The following is a 19,232-nucleotide window of genomic DNA, read 5'->3' as shown; positions in this document are numbered from 1 at the left end:
GGTGCGAGCGCAACCGCCACACCCGACCCGAACAGCGCGCTACTTCTTCTTGTCCTTGCCCGAGTCCTCGGTCGACAACGCGGCGACGAAGGCTTCCTGGGGCACCTCCACGCGCCCCACCATCTTCATCCGCTTCTTGCCTTCCTTCTGCTTCTCCAGCAGCTTGCGCTTCCGCGTGATGTCACCGCCGTAGCACTTGGCGAGCACGTCCTTGCGGATCGCGCGGATCGTCTCGCGGGCGATGACCCGCGACCCGATGGCCGCCTGGATCGGGACCTCGAACTGCTGCCGCGGGATGAGCTCGCGCAGCTTCGTGGCCATCTTCGTGCCGTAGCCGTAGGCGTGGTCCTTGTGGACGATCGCCGAGAACGCGTCCACCGGCTCGCCCTGCAGCAGGATGTCCACCTTGACCAGCTCGGCGTCCTGCTCGCCCGACTCCTCGTAGTCCAACGACGCGTAACCGCGCGTGCGCGACTTCAGGGCGTCGAAGAAGTCGAAGATGATCTCGCCCAGCGGCATGGTGTAGCGCAGCTCGACGCGGTCCTCGGACAGGTAATCCATGCCGCCCAGCTGACCGCGCTTGGACTGGCACAGCTCCATGATCGCGCCGATGTAGTCGCTGGGCGCGATGATGGTGCACTTGGTGACCGGCTCGTACACCTCGGCCCGCTTGCCGTCGGGCCAGTCCGACGGGTTGGTCACGACGTGCTCGGTCCCGTCCTCCATGACGACCCGGTACACCACGTTGGGCGCGGTGGAGATCAAGTCCAGGTTGAACTCGCGCTCCAGGCGGTCCCGGGTGATCTCCAGGTGCAGCAGGCCCAGGAAGCCGCAGCGGAAGCCGAAGCCCAGCGCGGCCGACGTCTCCGGCTCGAACGTCAGCGCCGCGTCGTTGAGCTGGAGCTTCTCCAGGGCCTCGCGCAGGATCGGGTAGTCCGAGCCATCCACCGGGTACAGGCCGGAGTAGACCATGGGCTTGGGCTCGCGGTACCCGGCCAGCGGCTCGGTCGCGCCCTTCTTCTCCCAGGTCACGGTGTCGCCGACCTTGGACTGCCGCACGTCCTTCACGCCGGTGATGAGGTAGCCCACCTCGCCGACGCCCAGGCCGCGCGACGGCTTCGGCTCGGGCGAGATGATGCCGACTTCCAGCAGCTCGTGGGTGGCGCCGGTGGACATCATCCGGATCCGCTCGCGCGGGGTGATCTTGCCGTCGACCACGCGGATGTAGGTGACCACGCCCCGGTAGGTGTCGTACACCGAGTCGAAGATCATCGCCCGCGCCGGGGCGTCGGAGTCGCCGACCGGGGCCGGGACGCGGCGCACGACCTCGTCGAGCAGGTCGCCGACGCCCAGGCCGGTCTTCGCCGAGACCCGCAGCACCTCCTCGGGCTCGCACCCGACGATGTGCGCCAGCTCCTTGGCGTACTTGTCCGGGTCGGCCGCGGGCAGGTCGATCTTGTTCAGCACCGGGATGATGGTGAGGTCGTTCTCCATCGCCAGGTACAGGTTGGCCAGCGTCTGCGCCTCGATGCCCTGCGCGGCGTCGACCAGCAGGATCGTGCCCTCGCACGCCTCCAGCGCCCGGGACACCTCGTAGGTGAAGTCGACGTGGCCGGGCGTGTCGATCATGTGCAGGACGTGGTCCCGGCCGTCGAGCTGCCAGGGCAGCCGGACGTTCTGCGCCTTGATCGTGATGCCGCGTTCGCGCTCGATGTCCATGCGGTCGAGGTACTGCGCACGCATCGCACGCTCCTCGACCACGCCGGTGAGCTGCAACATGCGGTCGGCCAGGGTCGACTTGCCGTGGTCGATGTGCGCGATGATGCAGAAGTTCCGGATCAGCTCCGGGGGCGTGAACGTCTGATCGGCGAACGTGCTCACTCAGGTTCCTCGCACGGGACGGACAAAGGGGATCGGCCCATCATCTCATGCCACGCCGACCTGCTGTTCCACCCGGACGTGACCCAGGCCATAAGCTTCCCCGCCGTGAACACGAACGGTGAGGACCCGCGCCCGGTCCGGGGCGCGGTGCGCGAGGTCTACTCGAAGGCCGTGGCGGCCACCCTGGAGTACTCCCCCGACCTGGACGGCCTGGCCGACCCGGGCGAGGTCGTGTGGGCGTGGGTGCCCTACGAGGAGGACGCGAGCCGCGGCAAGGACCGCCCGCTGCTGGTCGTCGGCCGGCACCGCCGCGCCCTGCTGGCCCTCATGCTGACCAGCAAGGACCCGCGCCCGAACGAGCTGGACGACTTCCTGCCGTTGGGCTCGGGCCGCTGGGACCGCGACGGCCGCGTGTCCTACCTGCGCCTGGACCGCGTGTTCGAGCTGGACGAGGACGACATCCGCCGCGAGGGCTCGGTGCTGGAGCCGGAGCGGTTCTCCCTGGTCGTGGACGCCCTGCGGGCGATGGGCTGGCGCTGACCCGGGGCCGCCCCGGGAGCGGTTCGAGGCGGGTGGTGCTGGACGTGTCGGAGTTCGACCTGGTCCGTGAGGCCGAGGCGGCGGGCTTCACCGGCGTGCGCACGACGCTGCGCCGCCACGGCGGGGTCGTGCCGCCGGCGGTCGAGCTACTCGCGGACGTCCCGGCGTAGCGGGTGCTCGGCGGGGACCTCGACCAGCACGATCCGCAGGCCGTCGGGGTCCTGGACCCACATCTCGTCCAGGCCCCACGGCTCGCGGCGCGGCTCGCGCACCACGTGCTCGGCGAGTTCCCCGGCGGCGGCGCGCAGGTCGCGCACCTGGAGCCACAGCTCGACCGCCCCGGTCGGCCCGTCCTCGGACCGACCGGACACCTCCAGGAACCCGCCGCCGAGGAAGAACACCGTGCCGCCCGGGAACTCCCGGTAGACGGCGAGCCCCAGCACGTCCCGGTAGAACGCCCGCGCCCGCTCGGGGTCGCGGGACCGCACCAACACCCGGCTGCCCAGCACCTCCACGAGGGTCACCCGATCACGCCACGGCGATGGCCGCCACTCCGGCGACCACGACCACCGCACCGGACAGCCGCCGAACGGGGTTCGGCTCACCCAGCACGAGCCACGCCAGCACGCTGCCGACGACGATGCTCAACTCCCGTGCCGGTGCCACCAGGCTCACCGGCGCGATCCTCATGGCGAACAACACCAGCACATAGGCGGCCGGCGACAGCACGGCGACCACGCACACTTCACGCCAGTACGTCCGCACGAGCCGTGCCACCTCATGGCGACGCTTCACCGCATAAGGCGCGAGCAGCACGCTCTCGGTAACCGACGACCCGGCCGTCAACGCCAAGGGCGCAATCGCCGCCGCCGTCACCGCGTGCGCGTCCCACAGCGTGTAGACGGCGATCATCGCGCCCGTGGCCAACCCGTACCCGACACCGGCCAGGCGACTGCCGTGCGCACCACCGCCCGACCCGATCACCACCACGCCCACCACAACCGCCGCCGCCCCCACCAGTCCGACCACGTGCGGGCGTTCTCCGAAGAAGGCCACGGCGGCCACGACGGTCAACAGCGGCCCGGTCCCCCGCGCCAACGGGTACACCACGGACATGTCCCCGGTCGCGTAACCCCGTTGCAGCAGCAGGAAGTAGGCAAGGTGCACGACCCCGCTGCCCACGAGCGGCACGACCCAGTCCCACGAGGGCGTGGCGGTCAGCAGCACGACCGGCACCAGCAGCACAGCCGACAGCAGGGCGTTGACCCACACGAACAACGCACCGCCGTCGCGGACGCGCTTGGCCGCCAGGTTCCACCCGGCGTGGGCGAACGCGGCGGCGACGACGAGCAGGACGGCGACGGGCGACATCGCGGGAACCCTTCTGGCGCCGCGCACGCGGCAACCGGGTTCCTCCAGGCTTTTGTCCCGTCAGATGACCGGCACGTCCCCTCAGCGCCGGCGGTGCCGCTCGGACCGGTCCCGTCGCCCTGGTTGTGGGGTGGTGCGGGCGGACGACGGCGGAACCCTAGGCACTGTCGGCACCCACCCTAGGCGTTCCGCCCGGCTGGATGTCCAGTTCCATCAGCACGTGGTCGTCGTCACGCCCGACCTCGCGCCAGCCGCGCCGCTCGTAGAACCGCCGCGCCCGGTGGTTCTCGGCGAACACGTCCAGCCGCGCGGTCGCCACGCCCATCCCGCGGAACTCCGCCACGCACCACCCGTGCAGCGCGAAGCCGACCCCGCGTCCCCAGTGCGGCGGGTCCACCTGGAGCTGCCAGAGCTTCCCGTCCGGCGTGACCAGCGCGAACCCGATGACCTCGCCGTCCTCCTCGGCCACCCGCCAGACGCGTTCGGGGAACCGGTCCAGCCGGTACCCCTTGGCGCGCACGTCGGCCTCCCACGCGGCCAGCTCCGCCTCGGGCAGGTGCCCCTCGTAGTAGCTGCGCCGGCTGCGGAAGTGCACCTCGGCCACGGCCACCATGTCGTCCTGGCTCGGCGTGCGGATGACGATCCCCATGTCGTGAAGGACGCGTGCGGCGCACGGAGGTTCAGTACACGACCCGGACGTCGTGCTTGGGCACGTCCCGCGCCAGGAACTCCAGCAGCGCCGCGCCCTCGCGCTCCAGTTCGTCCACATCGGACAGCCGGTGGAACGGCCGCAGCTCCAGGGTGGCGACCTCCTTGGTCCGCTCGACCCGCCAGTCCCCCGCGGTCACGCCGTCGACCAGGAAGAACTGCGGGACCGGGCCGTGCGGGTCGTAGTCGCGCGCCTTCACGTCCGGGGTGACGACCCGGCGGCGGTCGGCGTGGGACAGCAGCAGGTTGTCGAAGTCGTACAGGAACCGGACGGGCGCGGGCGTGTCCTCGTCGGGGCGGGGCGCGTCGGGCAGGTCGAACAGCTCCTGGCCGTCCTCGTCGCGCAGGCGCGCCAGCGGCAGGCGTTCGACCACCTCGCGCAGCCGGGTCAGGCCGGACCACGTCTGCACGTCCTTCACCGTCGCCGGACCGAACGCGGCGAGGTAGCGCAGCACCATGCCCTCGACCGAAGGCTCCTCGGTGACGCCCTCCCCCAGCCACACCTCGACGCTGGTGTGCGCGATCGGACCGCTGCGCCCCCACAGCCCGCGCGGCGGCACCTGCACGAGCGGCACCCGGCAGCGGATCGCGTAGGCCAGCGCGGACGGCGCGCGGTCGGGCCACCGCTCGTGCAGCAGCGCGCCGAGTTCCTTGTTGGTGCGGGGTTTCTCGGCGAGCAGGGCGCGTCCGGCGGCGACCACGGCGTCCACGTCGAGGCCGCGCATGTCCGGGCCGTGGGTGTAGTTGCGGAACAGGTCGCGGTCGAGCACGGGCTGGACCAGCGGGCGCAGCGCGAGCGCGTCGGACGCCGTGACCAGGTGGATCGTGGACCGCATCACGGCGATGCGGACCAGCGTGCGGTCGACCAGCAGGTCGGCGGCGTCCTCCGGGCGGAAGTCCGCGATCCGCGACCACAGGCCGGTGTACCAGGTGTGCGGGGTCTGGGCCTGGAGCCCGACGAGGTGGCCGACCACCTCGGGCACCGGCCGCGTGGTGCGCTCCAGCAGGAACTGGCGGGCCAGCGTGGCGCGGTTGACGGCTCGACGGCTCAGGACCTCGGTCATACGACCACGGTAGACGGCATTGCGGACAACTTTGGTCCTCTTGTGCGCACCGACTTGGCGCGACCCGCGAAAAAGTGATATCACTTTGCTAAGCAAGCGATAGACCTTGAGGGGTGCGAGATGGATACGTCGACCGAAGTGAGCGTCCGGATGCCGGCGCCGGCCGTGCGGGAGCGCGAGGCGTCCGAGGTCTCGGGGTGGACCATGCTGCTCGTGGCGGTCGCCCTGACGCTGGCGGGCGCGGCGGTCGTCGTGCTGGGCTTCCTGCCCGTCACCGACGGCCCCAACGCGCCGGTGATCGTGACCGGGGTGATCCTGACCGGCGCGGGCCTGGTGACCGGCAGCGGGCTGTTCACCGTCGCGCCGGGCGAGGCGCGGGTGCTGCAGTTCCTGGGCCGCTACACCGGCACGGTGCGGCGGGACGGCCTGCGCTGGGCCAACCCGTTCACCACGAAGGTGCGGGTGTCCACCCGGATCCGCAACCACGAGACCGCGACCCTGAAGGTCAACGACGCCGACGGCAACCCGATCGAGATCGCCGCGGTCGTCGTGTGGCAGGTCGACGACACGGCGCGGGCCAAGTTCGAGGTGGACGACTTCGTGCGGTTCGTCGGCATCCAGACCGAGACCGCCGTGCGGCACATCGCCACCAGCTACCCGTACGACAGCCACGACGAGACCGGCCTGTCGTTGCGGGAGAACGCCGACGAGATCACCGAGACGCTGTCGGTCGAGATCGCGGCCCGCGTGCAGGCGGCGGGCGTGAAGGTGATCGAGTCGCGGCTGACGCACCTGGCCTACGCTCCGGAGATCGCGCAGGCGATGCTCCAGCGCCAGCAGGCGGGCGCGGTCGTCGCGGCGCGGCAGCGGATCGTGGAGGGCGCGGTCGGCATGGTGGAGCTGGCGCTGGCCCGGCTCGCCGAGCAGGACGTGGTGGAACTGGACGAGGAGCGCAAGGCGGCCATGGTGTCGAACCTGTTGGTGGTGCTGTGCGGTGACCGGTCGACGCAACCCGTGGTGAACGCCGGGTCGCTGTACCACTGACGTGGCCGAGCGCAAGAGCGTCCTGCTCCGCCTGGACCCGGCCGTGCACGACGCGCTGACCCGGTGGGCCAACGACGAACTGCGCAGCACCAACGCGCAGATCGAGTTCATCCTCCGCCGCGCGCTGGCGGAGGCGGGACGGGCCCCCTCCGGCGCGGCGGCGCCGCCGAAGCGGGGCAGGCCGCGCAAGCCCCGCGACGACGTGACCGACGAACGAGGACCCGGGTGATCGACCACCCGCCGCAGCCCGGCCGTGTGCTCAGGGGGAGACACGGCCGGGCTTCCGGCTCGTGATCAACTCGCGGGCCCGGGTGCGCGGTGCGACCGTTGTCGGGGTGAGCGAGCTGAGCACCCCGTACGCGCCGGGCACGCCCGCGTGGGTGGACATGATGACCACCGACCGCGTGGCCACCATGGACTTCTACGGCGGCCTGTTCGGCTGGGACTTCGAGATCGGCGGCCCGGAGACCGGCTACTACACGATGGCGCTGGTGCGCGGGAAACCGGTGGCGGGCTTCGGCGAGATGCCGCGCGACGTGATGTTCCCGGTGGTGTGGACGACCTACCTCGCGACCGACGACCTGGACGAGTCGATCGACCTGATCGGCGCGAACGGCGGCAAGGTGCTGGTGCCGGAGTTCGACACCGGCGGACCGGGGCGCGGCGCGGTCGCCGTGGACCCCAGCGGCGCCGCGTTCGGGCTGTGGGAGGCGGGAACGCACATCGGCGCGTACGTGGTGAACGAGCCGGGGACCGTGATCTGGAACGAGCTGGCCACGCGCGACGCGTTCGGCGCGGCCGAGTTCTACCAGCAGGTGTTCGGCCTGGGCCTGGACCCGCTGCCGGACTTCCCGTACACGCAGCTGAAAGCCGACGGTCGGGTCGTGGGCGGGATCTTCGGGATGGCGGCGGACATCCCGGCGGAGATCCCGCCGCACTGGATGACCTACTTCGCGGTGACCAACCTGGAGCGGGCGGTGGACCGGGCGCGCGAGCTGGGCGGCATCCCGGTCGGCGACGTGGCGGAGTCCCGGTTCGGCCGGTTCACCACCGTCGGCGACCCGATGGGCGCGACGTTCAAGGTCATCCAACCGCCGCCTTCCACCCCAGACTGACCACCAGCGCCACCACCACGGTCAGGAACACGCGCCGGACGAACGCAGACCCGCGCCGCACCGCGAGCCGGGCCCCGAACACCGAGCCCGCGACGTTGCAGACGGCCAGCACCAGCCCGAGCCCCCACAGGACCTTCCCCGCGGGGATGAAGTACAGCAACGCGCCCATGTTGGTCGCGACGTTGACGATCTTCGCCGTGGCCGAGGCCCGCAAGAACGCGAACCCCACCACGCCCACCAGCAGGAACACCAGGAACGCGCCGGTGCCCGGCCCGGCGAGCCCGTCGTAGAACCCGATCACCGCGCCGCCGAGCGCCATGACCCCGATCTGCGCGACCCGCTGGAACCGGGGCGTCTCGGCGACGCCCAGCTCGGGCTTGCGCCACGTGTAGAGCCCCACGCCGACCAGGGCGACCAGCACCACACCGTTCAGCACGCCCGGCGCCAACGCCCCGGCGAACGCCGCACCCCCGACCGCGCCGCCGAACGCCGCGAGCGCCATCGGCAGGGCCGACCACCAGTCGATGGTCGTCTGACGCGCGTAGGTGGTGACGGCCGACGCGGTACCCACGACCGCCGCGACCTTGTTCGTGGCCAACGCGTACAACGGCTGCCCGCCGGGCGCGATGAGCAGCAGGGCCGGCAACTGGATCAACCCGCCCCCGCCCACCACGGCGTCCACGGCCCCCGCAAGCGCGGCCGCCAGGCAGAGGAACAGCAACCCGGCGAGGGTGATCTCCCCGAACCCCGGCCAGTCGAGTGCGCTCATCACCCGATCAGCTTAACGGGACACGCGTACTGTTTACTGGCCCCGTGGCCACGCCCACACCCGAGCGCCCTGGTTGGGAGCCCGTGGCGGACCCCTGTTAACCTGGTCAGCCGTACCGCGCGGCATTCCGCTGTGGAGGAAGACCGCCCCCGCGAGGGGGTGGAGCCGGTGACAAGCGCGGTGCGACTCCGAACTCGAAGGAAAAGGTGGCTTTCGCGTGGCGAACATCAAGTCCCAGATGAAGCGGATCAAGACGAACGAGAAGGCGCGCCTGCGCAACAAGGCCGTCAAGTCGTCCCTCAAGACCGCGATCCGCAAGTTCCGTGAGGCCGCCGAGGCAGGCGACAAGGACAAGGCCATCGCCTTGGCCCGCGAGGCCTCCCGCAAGCTCGACAAGGCCGTCACCAAGGGCGTGATCCACGCCAACCAGGCCGCGAACAAGAAGTCGGCCCTGGCGAAGCGCGCCAACCAGATCTGACGGCACCCGGCCACCCCGGCCGCGAGCCTCCCGAAGCGCCGCTCCCACACGTTGGGGGCGGCGCTTCGCCATGTCAGCCCTCACCGCCTGTCCGCAGCTCCCCCGCAGGTCAGCGGCGGCCGTGGGCGGCGACGATCTTCAGCACGGCTCGTTCCAGCGCGTAGCCCGAGTCGGCCGCAACACCCTTCACGTCGGCGTTCAGGTCGGCCACCACCGACATCGCGGCGGCCAGCCCGTCACCGTCCCAGCCGCGCGCCTGCCCCTGCGCCTTCTTCACCTTCCACGGCGGCATGCCCAGTTCACCCGCCAGCTTGAACGGGTCGCCCCGGCCCACCGCCGACACCCGCGCGATGGTCCGCACCGCGTCCGCCAGCGCGTCGGCGACCAGCACGTGCGGCACGCCGAGGTGGATCGCCCACCGCAGCGCCTCCAGCGCCCCCGCCCGGTCGCCCATGACCGCCTTCTCCGCCACCGCGAACCCGGTCACCTCGGCCCGACCCCGGTGGTAGCGGTGCACGGCGTCCACGTCCACCTTGCCGCCGGTGTCCGCCACGAGCTGCGACGCCGCCGCCGCCAGCTCGCGCAGGTCCGAACCGACCGCCTCGATGAGCGCGCCGACGGCCTCCGGGTCGGCCTTGCCGCCCGCCGAGCGGATCTCGTTGCGGACGAACGCCTCGCGGTCGGCGGCCTTGGTGATCTTGGGGCACTCGATCACCTCGGCGCCGGCCTTGCGCAAAGCCGTAGGTAGTTCCTTCGCCACTTTGCTGCGTCCGCCGCCGGTGTGGACGACCACCAGCGTCACCCCGTCCGCGGGCGACTTCGCGTAGGCCAGGACCGCGTCCGCGATCTCCTTGCCGGCGTCCTGCGCGCTCTCCAAGGCGATCACGCGGCCCTCCGCGAACAGCGACGGGCTCACCAGTTCCGCCAGCTCAGGAGGGGTGAGGTCGGTCACCTTCACGCGGGTCAGGTCGGCCTGCGGGTCGAGTCGGCGGGCGGCGGCCAGCGCGCTGCGGACAGCGCGCTCGACCAGCAACTCCTCCTCGCCGACCACCAGTTGCACGGGGGCGGGAGTGACTGCGGCGGCGCTCACGGACCCGATCCTCCCACGCCGCCGCGGCCGTCCGGATGGTGGACGGATCTGGCTGAACCTCGGGACGGTGTCGTAGGTTGAGGGCACAACTGAATACCGCTCATCCAGAGGGGCAGAGGGATCGGCCCGAAGAAGCCCCGGCAACCCGTCGTTGCGGCGCCTTGCGCGCTGCCGACCACGGTGCCAATTCCGACCCGCCAAGCGGGAAAGATGAGGAGAAACCTCGCGATGACTGCTGTCAGTGTGCCCTCGACCGCCACCTCCTTCGACCTCGGCCCGGCTCGCGCCCTGTCGTGTCGCGAGTGCGGCCACGAGACCCCGCTCGCCCCGGAATACGCCTGTCTGGAGTGTTTCGGGCCGCTGGAAGTCGCCTACGACTTCGGCCGCGTCCGCCGCGAGGACATCGAGGCGGGCCCCCGGTCGATCTGGCGCTACCGCGGCCTGCTGCCCGTCCCGTCGAACGTCGAGTCGCACCCCAACACCAACCCCGGCCACACCCGCCTCGTCGAGGCCGACAACCTCGCCAAGGCGCTGGGTGTCCGCAAGGTCTGGGTGAAGGACGACACCGGCAACCCCACCCACTCGTTCAAGGACCGCGTCGTCGGCGTCGCGCTGGCGGCGGCCCGCGAGCTGGGCTTCAAGGTCCTCGCCTGCCCTTCCACCGGCAACCTCGCGAACGCCGTCGCCGCCGCGGCGGCCCGTGCGGGCTGGCAGTCGGTCGTGCTGGTCCCCTCCTCCCTCGAACGCGCCAAGATCCTCATGACCGCCGTCTACGACGGCAACCTGATCACCGTCGACGGCAACTACGACGACGTGAACCGCCTCGCGCAGGAGCTCGCCGCCGAGCACGAGGACTGGGCGTTCGTCAACGTGAACGTCCGGCCCTACTACGCCGAGGGCTCGAAGACCCTCGGCTACGAGGTCGCCGAGCAGCTCGGCTGGCGCCTGCCCGACCAGGTCGTCGTCCCGATCGCCTCCGGCTCCCAGCTCACCAAGGTCGACAAGGCCTTCCGCGAGCTCGGCGAGCTGGACCTTGTCGAGGCCACCCCGTACAAGGTGTTCGGCGCCCAGGCCACCGGCTGCTCCCCCGTGTCCGCGGCGTTCAAGGCCGGCCACGACGTGGTCTCCCCCGTCCGCCCGGACACCATCGCCCGCTCCCTGGCGATCGGCGCCCCCGCCGACGGCCCGTACGTGCTCGACGCGGTCCGCCGCACCGGCGGCGCGATCGAGGACGTCACCGACGAAGAGGTCGTCGAGGGCATCCGCCTGCTGGCCCGCACCGAGGGCATCTTCGCGGAGACCGCCGGCGGCGTGACCGTGGCGACCGCGAAGAAGCTCATCGAGACCGGGCAGCTCGACCCCGACGCCGAGACCGTGCTGCTGATCACCGGCGACGGCCTCAAGACCCTGGACGCCCTCGGCGACCGCGTGGGACCGCGCGCGAACGTCCCGCCGTCGGCCGAAGCCGTCATCAACGCCCTGAAGGACTGACCGGAGCACCGCGGCGGACCGCGTCGGCTCGCCACCGACGCGGCACCGCCGCCCCGGGCAGCCCGACCGTCACAAGGTGAGCCGGGACGTGCGCAGCCACCCGCTGCGCGGGAACGAGGACAGCTCCGGCATCACGTGCGGCCCGACCTCCTCAAGGTCCGCCCGCCACGCCGTGAGCCACTGCGGCCACGGAGCCGCCGACTTGTGCCCGTTGTAGCGGTTGGCCCGCCAGTTCTCCGGCAGGATCGTCAGGTCGTCGTCGAACAGGGCGTCCGCGATCCGCTGGTAGGCGTCCTCGGGCGACTTCACCTCCGAGGTCGGGACCACCCTGGTGACCTTCGCCCTGGCGACGATGGCGCGCCCGTCCTTGCCGACCCCGACGTCGTCGCAGACGTAGAAGGTGAAGTCGGGCCCCAGCTCGTCGCGCGGCCAGGGATGGGCCACGTACCCGGGCTGCCACAGCGCCCACCCCACCTCGCGCGGCGACCAGCCGGTGTGCAGGCGGATCCAACTGTCGTTGTCGTGGTTCATGCTTCTCCCCTTTCAGGTGTTGTCGATCGGGTCGCCGCGGCGGGCGACCCGCGGCCCGTCCGGGCCGGGCAGGACGGCGGTGTCGCCGTCCCGGTCGGTGCGCAGGACCAGGGCGCCCCGGCGGGTGAGCGCGTCGACCAGCACGCCGCTGGGGTGGCCGTAGCGGTTGCCCGCGCCGACGCTGACCAGCGCGACCTTCGGCCGCACCGCCGCGAGGAACGCCGGCGACGAGTACCGCGACCCGTGGTGCGGCACCTTGAGCACGTCGGCCCGCAGATCGACCGGCGCGTCGAGCAACGCGGCCTGGCCCGCGAGTTCGACGTCCCCGGTCAGCAGCACCCGCCCGGCCGGCGTCGACGCGCGCAGGACCAGCGAGGCGTCGTTGACCGCCGTGTTCTCCTCCCCTCTCGGGACCGCCCGCGGCCCCAGCACGTCCAGTTCCAGCCCCGGCCAGCTCAGCCGCTGCCCGACGCCCAGCTCCACCACGCGGACGCCCGCGGCCCCCGCCTGTTCCCGCACCTCCCTCCACGCCCATCCCGGATCGCGCGACGGACCCACCGCCACCGCGCCCACACCCCGCTCCGCCAGCACCGCCGCCAACCCGCCGATGTGGTCGGCATGCAGGTGGCTGAGCACCACCAAGGGCACTTGCCGCACGCCCAGCCGCCGCAGGCACCCCAGCACCGGCACCGGGTCGGGCCCGGTGTCCACCAGCACCGCCCGCCCGCGCTCGGCCGTGGCCAGGACGACCGCGTCGCCCTGCCCCACGTCGCACGCGACCACCGCCCAACCGGGCACCGGCCACCGCGGCGCGAAAACCCCCACCGGCGCCAGCACCGCGACCACCCCGACCCCGACCGCCACGAGCAGCACCCGCACCCGGCGCAGCCGCAGCAGCACGTAGCCGACCAGCACCGCCCCGGCCAGCGCGGCGCCACCCGCCCAGCCCCGCGGCCACGCGACCGCCGACCCCGGCACCGCCGCCGCGTGCCGACCGACCGCCACCAACCAGCCCGCCGCCGGACCGGCCACCTCCACCACCAGCCGCGCCAACCCGTCGTGCGCCTGGGCGAGCCCGGCGGCCAGGACGCCGAGCACCGTCACCGGCGCGACGACCGGCGCGACCAGCAGGTTCGCCGGCACGGCCACCAGGCTCACCTCGCCCGCGAACCCGGCGATCAGCGGAGCCGTGGCGACGTGCGCCGCCGCGGGCACCGCCAGCGCCTCCGCCAGCCCGACCGGCACGCCCCGGTCGCGCAGCCACCCGGCCCACGGCGGCGCCAGCAGGACCAGCGCCGCCGTGGCGACGACCGACAGGCCGAAACCCACGTCGACCGCCAAACCGGGGTCGTGGAGCACGAGCACCACCACGGACGCGGCGAGGGCGGGCAACGCCGACCGCTCCCGCCCGAGAACCAGGGCGAGCAACGCCACCGCACCCATCACCGCCGCCCGCAGCACGCTCGGCTCCGGACCCGCGAGCACCACGAACCCGACCAGCGCGACCGCCGCCCCGGCCGCACACCCGCGTGGCCCGACGGGGAACAGCCGCAGCAGCAACAGCACCGCGCCGCACAAGATCGCCAGGTTCGCCCCGCTGACCGCGAGCAGGTGCGCCAACCCGGCCGTGCGGAACTCCTCCACCACCCTGGGCGACAACCGCGAGGTGTCGCCGACGACCAGGGCGGGCAGCAGTCCCGCCGGTTCCGGGTCGAGCGCGCCGCTCGCGGCCCGCAGGCCCGCTCGCAGCGCCTCCGCCCCGCGCTGCCACACCGGTGCGGGTGTGACCTCGCGCGGCGGACCCCGGACCCGCAGCAGGGCGACGGTCGGCTCACCGGGCCGAGCCGGCGCCAACGAGCCACGTGCGAGAACGCTCTGCCCGGGCAGGAGCGCCCCCCACGCGGCCGCCGGCGCCAGCACGACCACCCGGCCGCCGTCGTCGAGCGTCGCCTGGGCTCGGACCAGGTCGATCCCGCCCTGCCGCGAGCCGAACCCGCTGGTGCGCAGGCCGTGCGGCCGGTCGTCCAGCACGAGCCGGAGGGTGGTGGGCCCTCCGCGCTCCGCCGCCGACCGGAGCGGGTGGTGGGCCGACGCGTGCGCCTGGACACCGATCCAGCACGCCGCCACCGGCCCGACCACCACGACCGCCACCGCCGCGGGCCGCGCCCCGCGGAGGACCAGGCCACCGATCACGCCGGCCGCGAGACCGATGACCACGGCCCACCACCAGGCCCACAGGAGACCTGTCAGGGCCGCCGCCCACACGACCAGCGCCGCGGGAACCAGGTGGGCACGGGGGCTCACGGCCCGCCGCGCCGCTCAGGACCGTGATCGACGGTCTTGGGACGGTGGTCGGCGCGTCGATCGGACGGACGCCCGACGACGGTGTGGTTCATGGACATGACTGCCTCCCTGGTGTTCGACGAGTGGGGTGGGCCCGCGGTGGGGTTGGGATTGCCGGCCAGGACAACCGCGAGGCCCCGGGGGGCTGCGGAGCGGCCCGCTCGGGTTGGACCGCGGGGGTCGGCCCGCCGGGGTCGGCCCGCCGGGGTCGGCCCACCGGGGTCGGCCCACCGGGGTCGGCCCGCCGGGGTTGGGTGGGTTCGCCGGGTGGGGTGGGTTCGCCGGGTGGGGTGGGTCAGAGGCGGACGAGGTCGCCGAGCTTGGCGAGCTTCGCGTCGCCGATGCCCTCGATCTCGCCGAGTTGGTCGATGGCGGTGAACGGGCCGCGTTTCAAGCGCCGCTCGACGATGCGCTGCGCTGTCACGGGCCCCACGCCGGGCAGTTGGTCTAGTTCCTCCTTCGTCGCGGTGTTGAGGTTGACGGGTTCGGTGGCGGGGTCGGACCGTTGGGGCGGGACGCCGACGGCGATCTGCTCCCCGTCGGCGACCTTGCGCGCGAGGTTGAGGCCCTGGAGGTCGGTGCCGGGGTGCGCACCGCCGGCCGCCTGCACGGCGTCGGCCACCCGCGCGCCGCTGGGGACGGTGACCAGACCGGGCCGGGGCACCGCGCCCACCACGTTGACCACGACCTCCTCGGGCAGGGTCGTGACCTCCGCGGCGGCCATGGGGAGCGGTGGCGGCGCCTCCGGTTCGGGCCGCTGCCACCACAGGCTCAACGCGACCGCCACGAGCACGCCCAGCGCCATGCCGACGAAGACGACCCGCCGACGCGGCACGGAGCCCACCGGCAGCCGGCGCAGGAGGGCGCGCAGCCCTCCCGGCGGATCGACGCCCGCGGACGAGGTGAAGACGACCAGCGGCTCCTCGCGAGCCCGGTGCCTGCCCTGGCTCTTCGCGATCAGGGCCTGGAGTCGTGCGGCCGAGGTTTCGGATCGGTTCTCGAACATGTGGGCGACGCTAGGCCGAGTGGCGCAAGGCCCGCGACCACCGGATCCGGATCTGTGGACAACTTCGGACCTGTGGACAACTCGGGCTTACTCGTAGCCGCCCGGCAGCACGACGACGCCCAGCACACCCGGCCCGGTGTGCGCGCCGATCACCGCTCCGACCTCGGAGATCAGGCACCCGGTCGAGCCCGGCACCCGTTCGTCCAGCAACGTCGCCAGCTCGGCGGCGCGCTCGGGCGCGGCCAGGTGGTGCACCGCCAGCCCCACCGGCCCCGGGCCGGCCGCAGCCGCCGCCAGGTCGACCAGCCGCCCGATCGCCCGGCCCATCGTGCGCACCTTCTCCAGCGGCACGATCCGCCCGTCGTCGACGTGCAGCAGGGGCTTGACGGCGAGCGCCGTGCCCACGAGCGCCGCCGCGGCCCCGATCCGGCCGCCCCGCCGCAGGTGGTCCAGGGTCTCGACGCAGAAGAACATCCTCATCCGCTCCGCCGCGCCGGCGGCAGCCGCCTCGGCGCGCGCGGGGTCGTCACCGGCGGCACAGGCGGCGAGCACCGCGAACCCCAGGCCCATGCCGGTCGCCCGCGAGTCCACCACGCGGATCCGCCCCGGATCGACCTCCTCGGCCGCCAGCCGCGCCGCCTCCCACGTCCCCGACAGCTCGCGGGACAGGTGCACCGACACGATCCCGTCCGCGCCGCCCGCCAGCACGTCCCGGTACACGTCGGCCAGCTCGCCCGGCGTCGGCCGGGACGTCGTCACCCGCCGGTGCTCCCCCAAGGCCGCGGCCAGCTCCTCCGGGCCGAAGTCCACCCCGTCCAGCACGCTGCGCCCGTCCACCGCCACGTGCAGCGGGACGACGCGGATGCCGTGCCGCTCCGCGAACCCTTCCGGCAGGTAAGCCGTGGAGTCGGTGACGATCGTGGTGGACACGAGTGCCGAGACTACGGCTCCGCCGTGCCCGAGTGGCTGACCGCCACGGACCTGATGAGGTCGGCCATGGCCGCACCGACCAGCGCGTGCCCTTCCCAACCCCAGTGCATGCCGTCCGGGTTGCCTCGCCCTGACCGGATGTGGTCACCCACGAGCGAGGGCACGTCCAGCAGCGGCACGCCCACACCCTCGGCCCACGACCGCACCGCGCGTTCCGCCGCGGGACGACCGGTGTGCACGTTCGCGTAGGCCGGAGAACGGTGCACGGACGGTGTCATGCCGACCGCCCTGATATGCGGCTGCAACGCGTGCACCGACCGCACGCACGAGTCCAGGTAACGCACGGTCAAGTGCGGCGGCAACGCGACCGGATACCCGCCGAGCAGCCGCGACAGGTGGGGTTGCAGCGTCCGGTAGGCGGACCGCGCGTGCCGACGGAGCCCGTCGGGACGCAGGTAGCGCAGCCCTTGTCGCAAGAAGGTCGGCAAAGGCGACGGCAACGTGTCCATGTGCCCCACGGCGAGCACAAGGACGTCCGTACGCGGCAACAACGACCACACGCGTGGATCGCCGGTCAACGCCCACCAGGCGTCCCGAGCGGTCCACCCGAACCCGGCGACCAGCTCCGCATGCCCGCCCAACGCTGATGCGGCCACGTTCGGCCACAACTGCGGGTGGTCCGCGGGCAGCGGCCCTCGCGGGCCGTGGAACGTCAGCGAGTCGCCGAGGACGAGCAGTCTCACCGGGTGGTTCCGGCGTTGTACGACGACAGGCGCCACGACCCGTCGCCGTGCGGGCGCCGCGTGAATACGGTCCAGTGGCAGTTGCCGATGCCGCCGAGCAGGCCCCACCGGTCCACCGGCAGGTCCAGCAGCCGCCCGGTCAACGCGCTGATCAGGCCGCCGTGGGCGCACAGCATGACGGTGCCGGAGAACTCCTCGTCCACCGCCGCCACGACCTCCAGCGCCCGTTCGGCGACCTCGACGCGCGTCTCGCCGTCGGGCGGCGCGATGGTCCCGTCCGCCCGCCAGGCCTCCAGCACGCCCGGCCACTCGACCTCGATCTCCTCCGAGGTCAGGCCCTGCCACTTGCCGAGGTTCGTCTCCCGCAGCCGCTCGTCGACCCGCAGACCGATGCCGGTGGCGGTGGTGAACACGGTGGCCGTGTCCCGCGCCCGCCGCAGGTCGGAGGCCACCACCAGCTCGGGCGCGAACCCGGCGAGCACCGGCACCGCGAACCGCGCCTGGTTCCACCCGGTCTCGGTCAACGCCGAGTCCAGGTGGCCCTGCATGCGACCGGTCGCGTTGTAGTCGGTCTCACCGTGCCGCCACAGCACGAGCCGGTTCAGGGTCATGCCTCGGCGACCTCGTCGGTCACGGAACTCGGCCCGGCGTCGAACTCGATGCGCGGGCAGTCCTTCCACAGCCGTTCCAGGCCGTAGAAGCTGCGCTCCTCCACGTGCTGGACGTGCACGACGACGTCCACGAAGTCCAGCAGGACCCAGCGGCCTTCGCGCGCGCCCTCGCGGCGGACCGGCTTGCGGCCCGCTTCGCGCAACTTCTCCTCGATGTTGTCCACGATCGCGCCGACCTGCCGCTCGTTGGGAGCGGACGCGATCACGAACGCGTCCGTGATCACGAGCTGGTCGGACACGTCGAGCACGATCACGTCGTGCGCCTTCTTGTCGGCCGCCGCGTTAGCGGCGACCAGCGCCAACCGTCGTGCCTCGTCGGTGGCTGCCACGTCTCTCCTCATCACCTCGGCGGGTGCCGATACACCCGCACGAGTCAATGAGGGTACCGGCGTCCGGCGTCAGTCAAGCACCGAGTAAAGCCGGCGCTTGTTCACGTACTGGACCACGCCGTCCGGGACGAGGTACCAAATGGGCAGTCCGGTGGCGTTGCGGGCGCGCACGTCGGTCGAGGAGATGGCCATCGCGGGCACCTCCACGAGCGACACCGCGCCGGGCGGCAGGTGGGTGTCGTCAAGCTCATACCCCGGCCGGGTGACCCCGATGAAGTGCGCCAGGTCGAACACGTCGTCCGCGCGCCGCCAGGACAGGATCTGCTCCAGCGCGTCGGCGCCGGTGATGAAGAACAGGTCCGCGTCCGGGTAGGCGCCCTTGAGGTCGGTGAGCGTGTCGACCGTGTACGTGGGGCCGCCGCGGTCGATGTCCACCCGGCTGACGGAGAACCGCGGGTTGGAGGCGGTCGCGATGACCGTCATCAGGTAGCGGTCCTCGGCGGGGCTGACCTCGCGGGCGCTCTTCTGCCACGGCTCGCCGGTGGGCACGAACACCACTTCATCAAGGTCGAACCGGGCCTGGACCTCACTCGCGGCCACCAGGTGGCCGTGGTGCACCGGGTCGAAGGTGCCACCCATGACGCCGATGCGGCGGTTGGACATGGGACGTGAGCGTAGTTCGCGCGGTGCGCGGGCGGCCGGTCAAGTCCCCGACGGCCGCCCGCGCACCTCGACTCCCCGTCCGCGGCCCTGGGGGAGGAGGCCGCCTCCGCGGATGCGCGGCCCACCCCGAAGCAGAGCCGCACGACGGTGAAACGGAACACCTCAGCGGCTATGACGCGATCGGTTGAAGATTTTTTAGCCGGTTCGAGTGACGCCGGTCACGGACCGTCAGGCCGTCGGGGCGACCACCGCGCCGTCCGAGCCGCGCACCAGGATCGCCTCCACGGGGCACGACTCGGCGGCTTCCACCACGACCTGGTCGGGGTCGATGGAGGGGTCGATCGGCTGGGACGCGCCGTCGAGCCGGAAGTGGTCGGGCGCGATCGCCTCACACATCCCGCTCGCGACGCACTTGCCCCCGTCGACTTGCAGCTGCCACTTCCCCATCGGGCTACCACCTCACCG

23 protein-coding genes and 1 riboswitch are annotated in these 19,232 nt (G+C 72.6%); of the genes, 7 read left to right on the top strand and 16 right to left on the bottom strand.

The window, feature by feature from the left end:
* Positions 1 to 39: 39 nt before the first annotated feature.
* On the bottom strand, positions 40 to 1,881 hold the full coding sequence (lepA, locus tag AB0A74_RS07735; protein WP_343935966.1) for a translation elongation factor 4: 1,842 nt from the start codon (positions 1,879 to 1,881) through the stop codon (positions 40 to 42).
* Positions 1,882 to 1,986: 105 nt separating this feature from the next.
* On the opposite strand from lepA, the gene AB0A74_RS07730 reads away from it, so the two are divergent.
* Complete coding sequence (locus AB0A74_RS07730; protein WP_358248073.1) at positions 1,987 to 2,421, top strand: type II toxin-antitoxin system PemK/MazF family toxin; 435 nt, start codon at positions 1,987 to 1,989, stop codon at positions 2,419 to 2,421.
* A gap of 44 nt (positions 2,422 to 2,465) precedes the next feature.
* Positions 2,466 to 2,591: a hypothetical protein gene (locus tag AB0A74_RS07725; RefSeq protein WP_358248072.1), complete on the top strand. Its 126-nt coding sequence runs from the start codon at positions 2,466 to 2,468 to the stop codon at positions 2,589 to 2,591.
* On the opposite strand, the gene AB0A74_RS07720 is transcribed toward AB0A74_RS07725, so the two are convergent.
* The 4 genes from AB0A74_RS07720 to AB0A74_RS07705 all read right to left on the bottom strand — a co-directional run bounded on the left by AB0A74_RS07720 (position 2,568) and on the right by AB0A74_RS07705 (position 5,564).
* A complete protein-coding gene (locus AB0A74_RS07720) occupies positions 2,568 to 2,936 on the bottom strand; it encodes a VOC family protein (RefSeq protein ID WP_358248197.1) in 369 nt (122 codons plus the stop codon). The genes AB0A74_RS07725 and AB0A74_RS07720 overlap by 24 nt on opposite strands.
* A 13-nt stretch (positions 2,937 to 2,949) precedes the next feature.
* Complete coding sequence (locus AB0A74_RS07715) at positions 2,950 to 3,792, bottom strand: EamA family transporter (protein WP_358248071.1); 843 nt, start codon at positions 3,790 to 3,792, stop codon at positions 2,950 to 2,952.
* Positions 3,793 to 3,949: 157 nt separating this feature from the next.
* On the bottom strand, positions 3,950 to 4,441 hold the full coding sequence (locus AB0A74_RS07710; protein ID WP_358248070.1) for a GNAT family N-acetyltransferase: 492 nt from the start codon (positions 4,439 to 4,441) through the stop codon (positions 3,950 to 3,952).
* Between the two features lie 31 nt (positions 4,442 to 4,472).
* Positions 4,473 to 5,564 (bottom strand): winged helix DNA-binding domain-containing protein, encoded by a 1,092-nt coding sequence (locus tag AB0A74_RS07705; protein ID WP_358248069.1) that lies wholly within the window; start codon positions 5,562 to 5,564, stop codon positions 4,473 to 4,475.
* 120 nt (positions 5,565 to 5,684) lie between these two features.
* Between AB0A74_RS07705 and AB0A74_RS07700 the strand changes: the two genes are divergently transcribed.
* From AB0A74_RS07700 to AB0A74_RS07690, 3 genes are all read left to right on the top strand, one after another.
* Positions 5,685 to 6,608, top strand: a complete 924-nt coding sequence (locus AB0A74_RS07700) for an SPFH domain-containing protein (RefSeq protein ID WP_358248068.1) — start codon at positions 5,685 to 5,687, stop codon at positions 6,606 to 6,608.
* Between the two features lies 1 nt (position 6,609).
* A complete protein-coding gene (locus tag AB0A74_RS07695; RefSeq protein WP_358248067.1) occupies positions 6,610 to 6,837 on the top strand; it encodes a hypothetical protein in 228 nt (75 codons plus the stop codon).
* Positions 6,838 to 6,943: 106 nt separating this feature from the next.
* Positions 6,944 to 7,723: a VOC family protein gene (locus tag AB0A74_RS07690; protein WP_358248065.1), complete on the top strand. Its 780-nt coding sequence runs from the start codon at positions 6,944 to 6,946 to the stop codon at positions 7,721 to 7,723.
* Here AB0A74_RS07690 and AB0A74_RS07685 read toward each other — a convergent pair.
* Positions 7,692 to 8,492 (bottom strand): TSUP family transporter, encoded by an 801-nt coding sequence (locus AB0A74_RS07685; protein ID WP_358248064.1) that lies wholly within the window; start codon positions 8,490 to 8,492, stop codon positions 7,692 to 7,694. The genes AB0A74_RS07690 and AB0A74_RS07685 overlap by 32 nt on opposite strands.
* 217 nt (positions 8,493 to 8,709) lie before the next feature.
* On the opposite strand from AB0A74_RS07685, the gene rpsT reads away from it, so the two are divergent.
* A complete protein-coding gene (gene rpsT, locus AB0A74_RS07680; RefSeq protein ID WP_121222256.1) occupies positions 8,710 to 8,970 on the top strand; it encodes a 30S ribosomal protein S20 in 261 nt (86 codons plus the stop codon).
* Positions 8,971 to 9,079: 109 nt separating this feature from the next.
* Here the strand turns inward: rpsT and holA are convergent, their stop codons facing one another.
* Positions 9,080 to 10,060 (bottom strand): DNA polymerase III subunit delta, encoded by a 981-nt coding sequence (gene holA, locus AB0A74_RS07675; RefSeq protein WP_358248063.1) that lies wholly within the window; start codon positions 10,058 to 10,060, stop codon positions 9,080 to 9,082.
* A gap of 97 nt (positions 10,061 to 10,157) precedes the next feature.
* Positions 10,158 to 10,277: riboswitch (SAM riboswitch) on the top strand.
* 11 nt (positions 10,278 to 10,288) lie between these two features.
* Between holA and thrC the strand changes: the two genes are divergently transcribed.
* Positions 10,289 to 11,551: a threonine synthase gene (gene thrC, locus AB0A74_RS07670; protein ID WP_343935978.1), complete on the top strand. Its 1,263-nt coding sequence runs from the start codon at positions 10,289 to 10,291 to the stop codon at positions 11,549 to 11,551.
* Between the two features lie 69 nt (positions 11,552 to 11,620).
* Here thrC and AB0A74_RS07665 read toward each other — a convergent pair whose 3' ends face one another.
* From AB0A74_RS07665 to AB0A74_RS07625, 9 genes are all read right to left on the bottom strand, one after another.
* Positions 11,621 to 12,082, bottom strand: a complete 462-nt coding sequence (locus AB0A74_RS07665; RefSeq protein WP_358248062.1) for a hypothetical protein — start codon at positions 12,080 to 12,082, stop codon at positions 11,621 to 11,623.
* A gap of 12 nt (positions 12,083 to 12,094) precedes the next feature.
* Positions 12,095 to 14,386 (bottom strand): DNA internalization-related competence protein ComEC/Rec2, encoded by a 2,292-nt coding sequence (locus AB0A74_RS07660; protein ID WP_358248061.1) that lies wholly within the window; start codon positions 14,384 to 14,386, stop codon positions 12,095 to 12,097.
* Between the two features lie 334 nt (positions 14,387 to 14,720).
* Entirely contained in the window at positions 14,721 to 15,431 is a 711-nt protein-coding gene (locus tag AB0A74_RS07655; RefSeq protein WP_358248060.1) for a ComEA family DNA-binding protein, read from the bottom strand.
* 87 nt (positions 15,432 to 15,518) lie between these two features.
* Positions 15,519 to 16,361 carry a DegV family protein gene (locus AB0A74_RS07650; RefSeq protein WP_358248059.1) on the bottom strand — a complete coding sequence of 281 codons (843 nt, stop codon included), beginning with the start codon at positions 16,359 to 16,361 and terminating at the stop codon, positions 15,519 to 15,521.
* 11 nt (positions 16,362 to 16,372) lie between these two features.
* Positions 16,373 to 17,104, bottom strand: coding sequence for a diglucosylglycerate octanoyltransferase (gene octT / locus AB0A74_RS07645; protein WP_358248058.1), 732 nt, complete (start codon positions 17,102 to 17,104; stop codon positions 16,373 to 16,375).
* Complete coding sequence (locus AB0A74_RS07640) at positions 17,101 to 17,715, bottom strand: histidine phosphatase family protein (protein WP_343935984.1); 615 nt, start codon at positions 17,713 to 17,715, stop codon at positions 17,101 to 17,103. The genes octT and AB0A74_RS07640 overlap by 4 nt, the downstream gene beginning before the upstream one ends.
* Positions 17,712 to 18,104, bottom strand: coding sequence for a ribosome silencing factor (gene rsfS / locus AB0A74_RS07635; protein WP_358248057.1), 393 nt, complete (start codon positions 18,102 to 18,104; stop codon positions 17,712 to 17,714). Before rsfS ends, AB0A74_RS07640 begins: the two co-directional genes overlap by 4 nt.
* Positions 18,105 to 18,173: 69 nt before the next feature.
* Positions 18,174 to 18,767 (bottom strand): nicotinate-nucleotide adenylyltransferase, encoded by a 594-nt coding sequence (gene nadD / locus AB0A74_RS07630; protein WP_358248056.1) that lies wholly within the window; start codon positions 18,765 to 18,767, stop codon positions 18,174 to 18,176.
* A gap of 228 nt (positions 18,768 to 18,995) precedes the next feature.
* Complete coding sequence (locus AB0A74_RS07625; protein WP_358248055.1) at positions 18,996 to 19,214, bottom strand: ferredoxin; 219 nt, start codon at positions 19,212 to 19,214, stop codon at positions 18,996 to 18,998.
* Positions 19,215 to 19,232: the final 18 nt, after the last annotated feature.

The organism is Saccharothrix sp. NPDC042600 (assembly GCF_040647305.1).
In the GTDB taxonomy this organism is placed as follows: Bacteria; Actinomycetota; Actinomycetes; order Mycobacteriales; family Pseudonocardiaceae; genus Actinosynnema; species Actinosynnema mutabilis.
The sequence above is the reverse complement of the archived record's forward strand: the minus strand, read 5'-3'. Positions and strand labels throughout refer to the sequence as shown.

Bases quoted from the DNA above. Each gene is read 5' to 3' on its own strand.
- AB0A74_RS07715 (WP_358248071.1), bottom strand. From the start codon at position 3,792: ATGTCGCCCGTCGCCGTCCTGCTCGTCGTCGCCGCCGCGTTCGCCCAC.
- AB0A74_RS07710 (WP_358248070.1), bottom strand. From the start codon at position 4,441: ATGGGGATCGTCATCCGCACGCCGAGCCAGGACGACATGGTGGCCGTG.
- AB0A74_RS07705 (WP_358248069.1), bottom strand. From the start codon at position 5,564: ATGACCGAGGTCCTGAGCCGTCGAGCCGTCAACCGCGCCACGCTGGCC.
- AB0A74_RS07700 (WP_358248068.1), top strand. From the start codon at position 5,685: ATGGATACGTCGACCGAAGTGAGCGTCCGGATGCCGGCGCCGGCCGTG.
- AB0A74_RS07685 (WP_358248064.1), bottom strand. From the start codon at position 8,492: ATGAGCGCACTCGACTGGCCGGGGTTCGGGGAGATCACCCTCGCCGGG.
- thrC (WP_343935978.1), top strand. From the start codon at position 10,289: ATGACTGCTGTCAGTGTGCCCTCGACCGCCACCTCCTTCGACCTCGGC.
- AB0A74_RS07665 (WP_358248062.1), bottom strand. From the start codon at position 12,082: ATGAACCACGACAACGACAGTTGGATCCGCCTGCACACCGGCTGGTCG.
- AB0A74_RS07655 (WP_358248060.1), bottom strand. From the start codon at position 15,431: ATGTTCGAGAACCGATCCGAAACCTCGGCCGCACGACTCCAGGCCCTG.
- AB0A74_RS07640 (WP_343935984.1), bottom strand. From the start codon at position 17,715: ATGACCCTGAACCGGCTCGTGCTGTGGCGGCACGGTGAGACCGACTAC.
- nadD (WP_358248056.1), bottom strand. From the start codon at position 18,767: ATGTCCAACCGCCGCATCGGCGTCATGGGTGGCACCTTCGACCCGGTG.
- AB0A74_RS07625 (WP_358248055.1), bottom strand. From the start codon at position 19,214: ATGGGGAAGTGGCAGCTGCAAGTCGACGGGGGCAAGTGCGTCGCGAGC.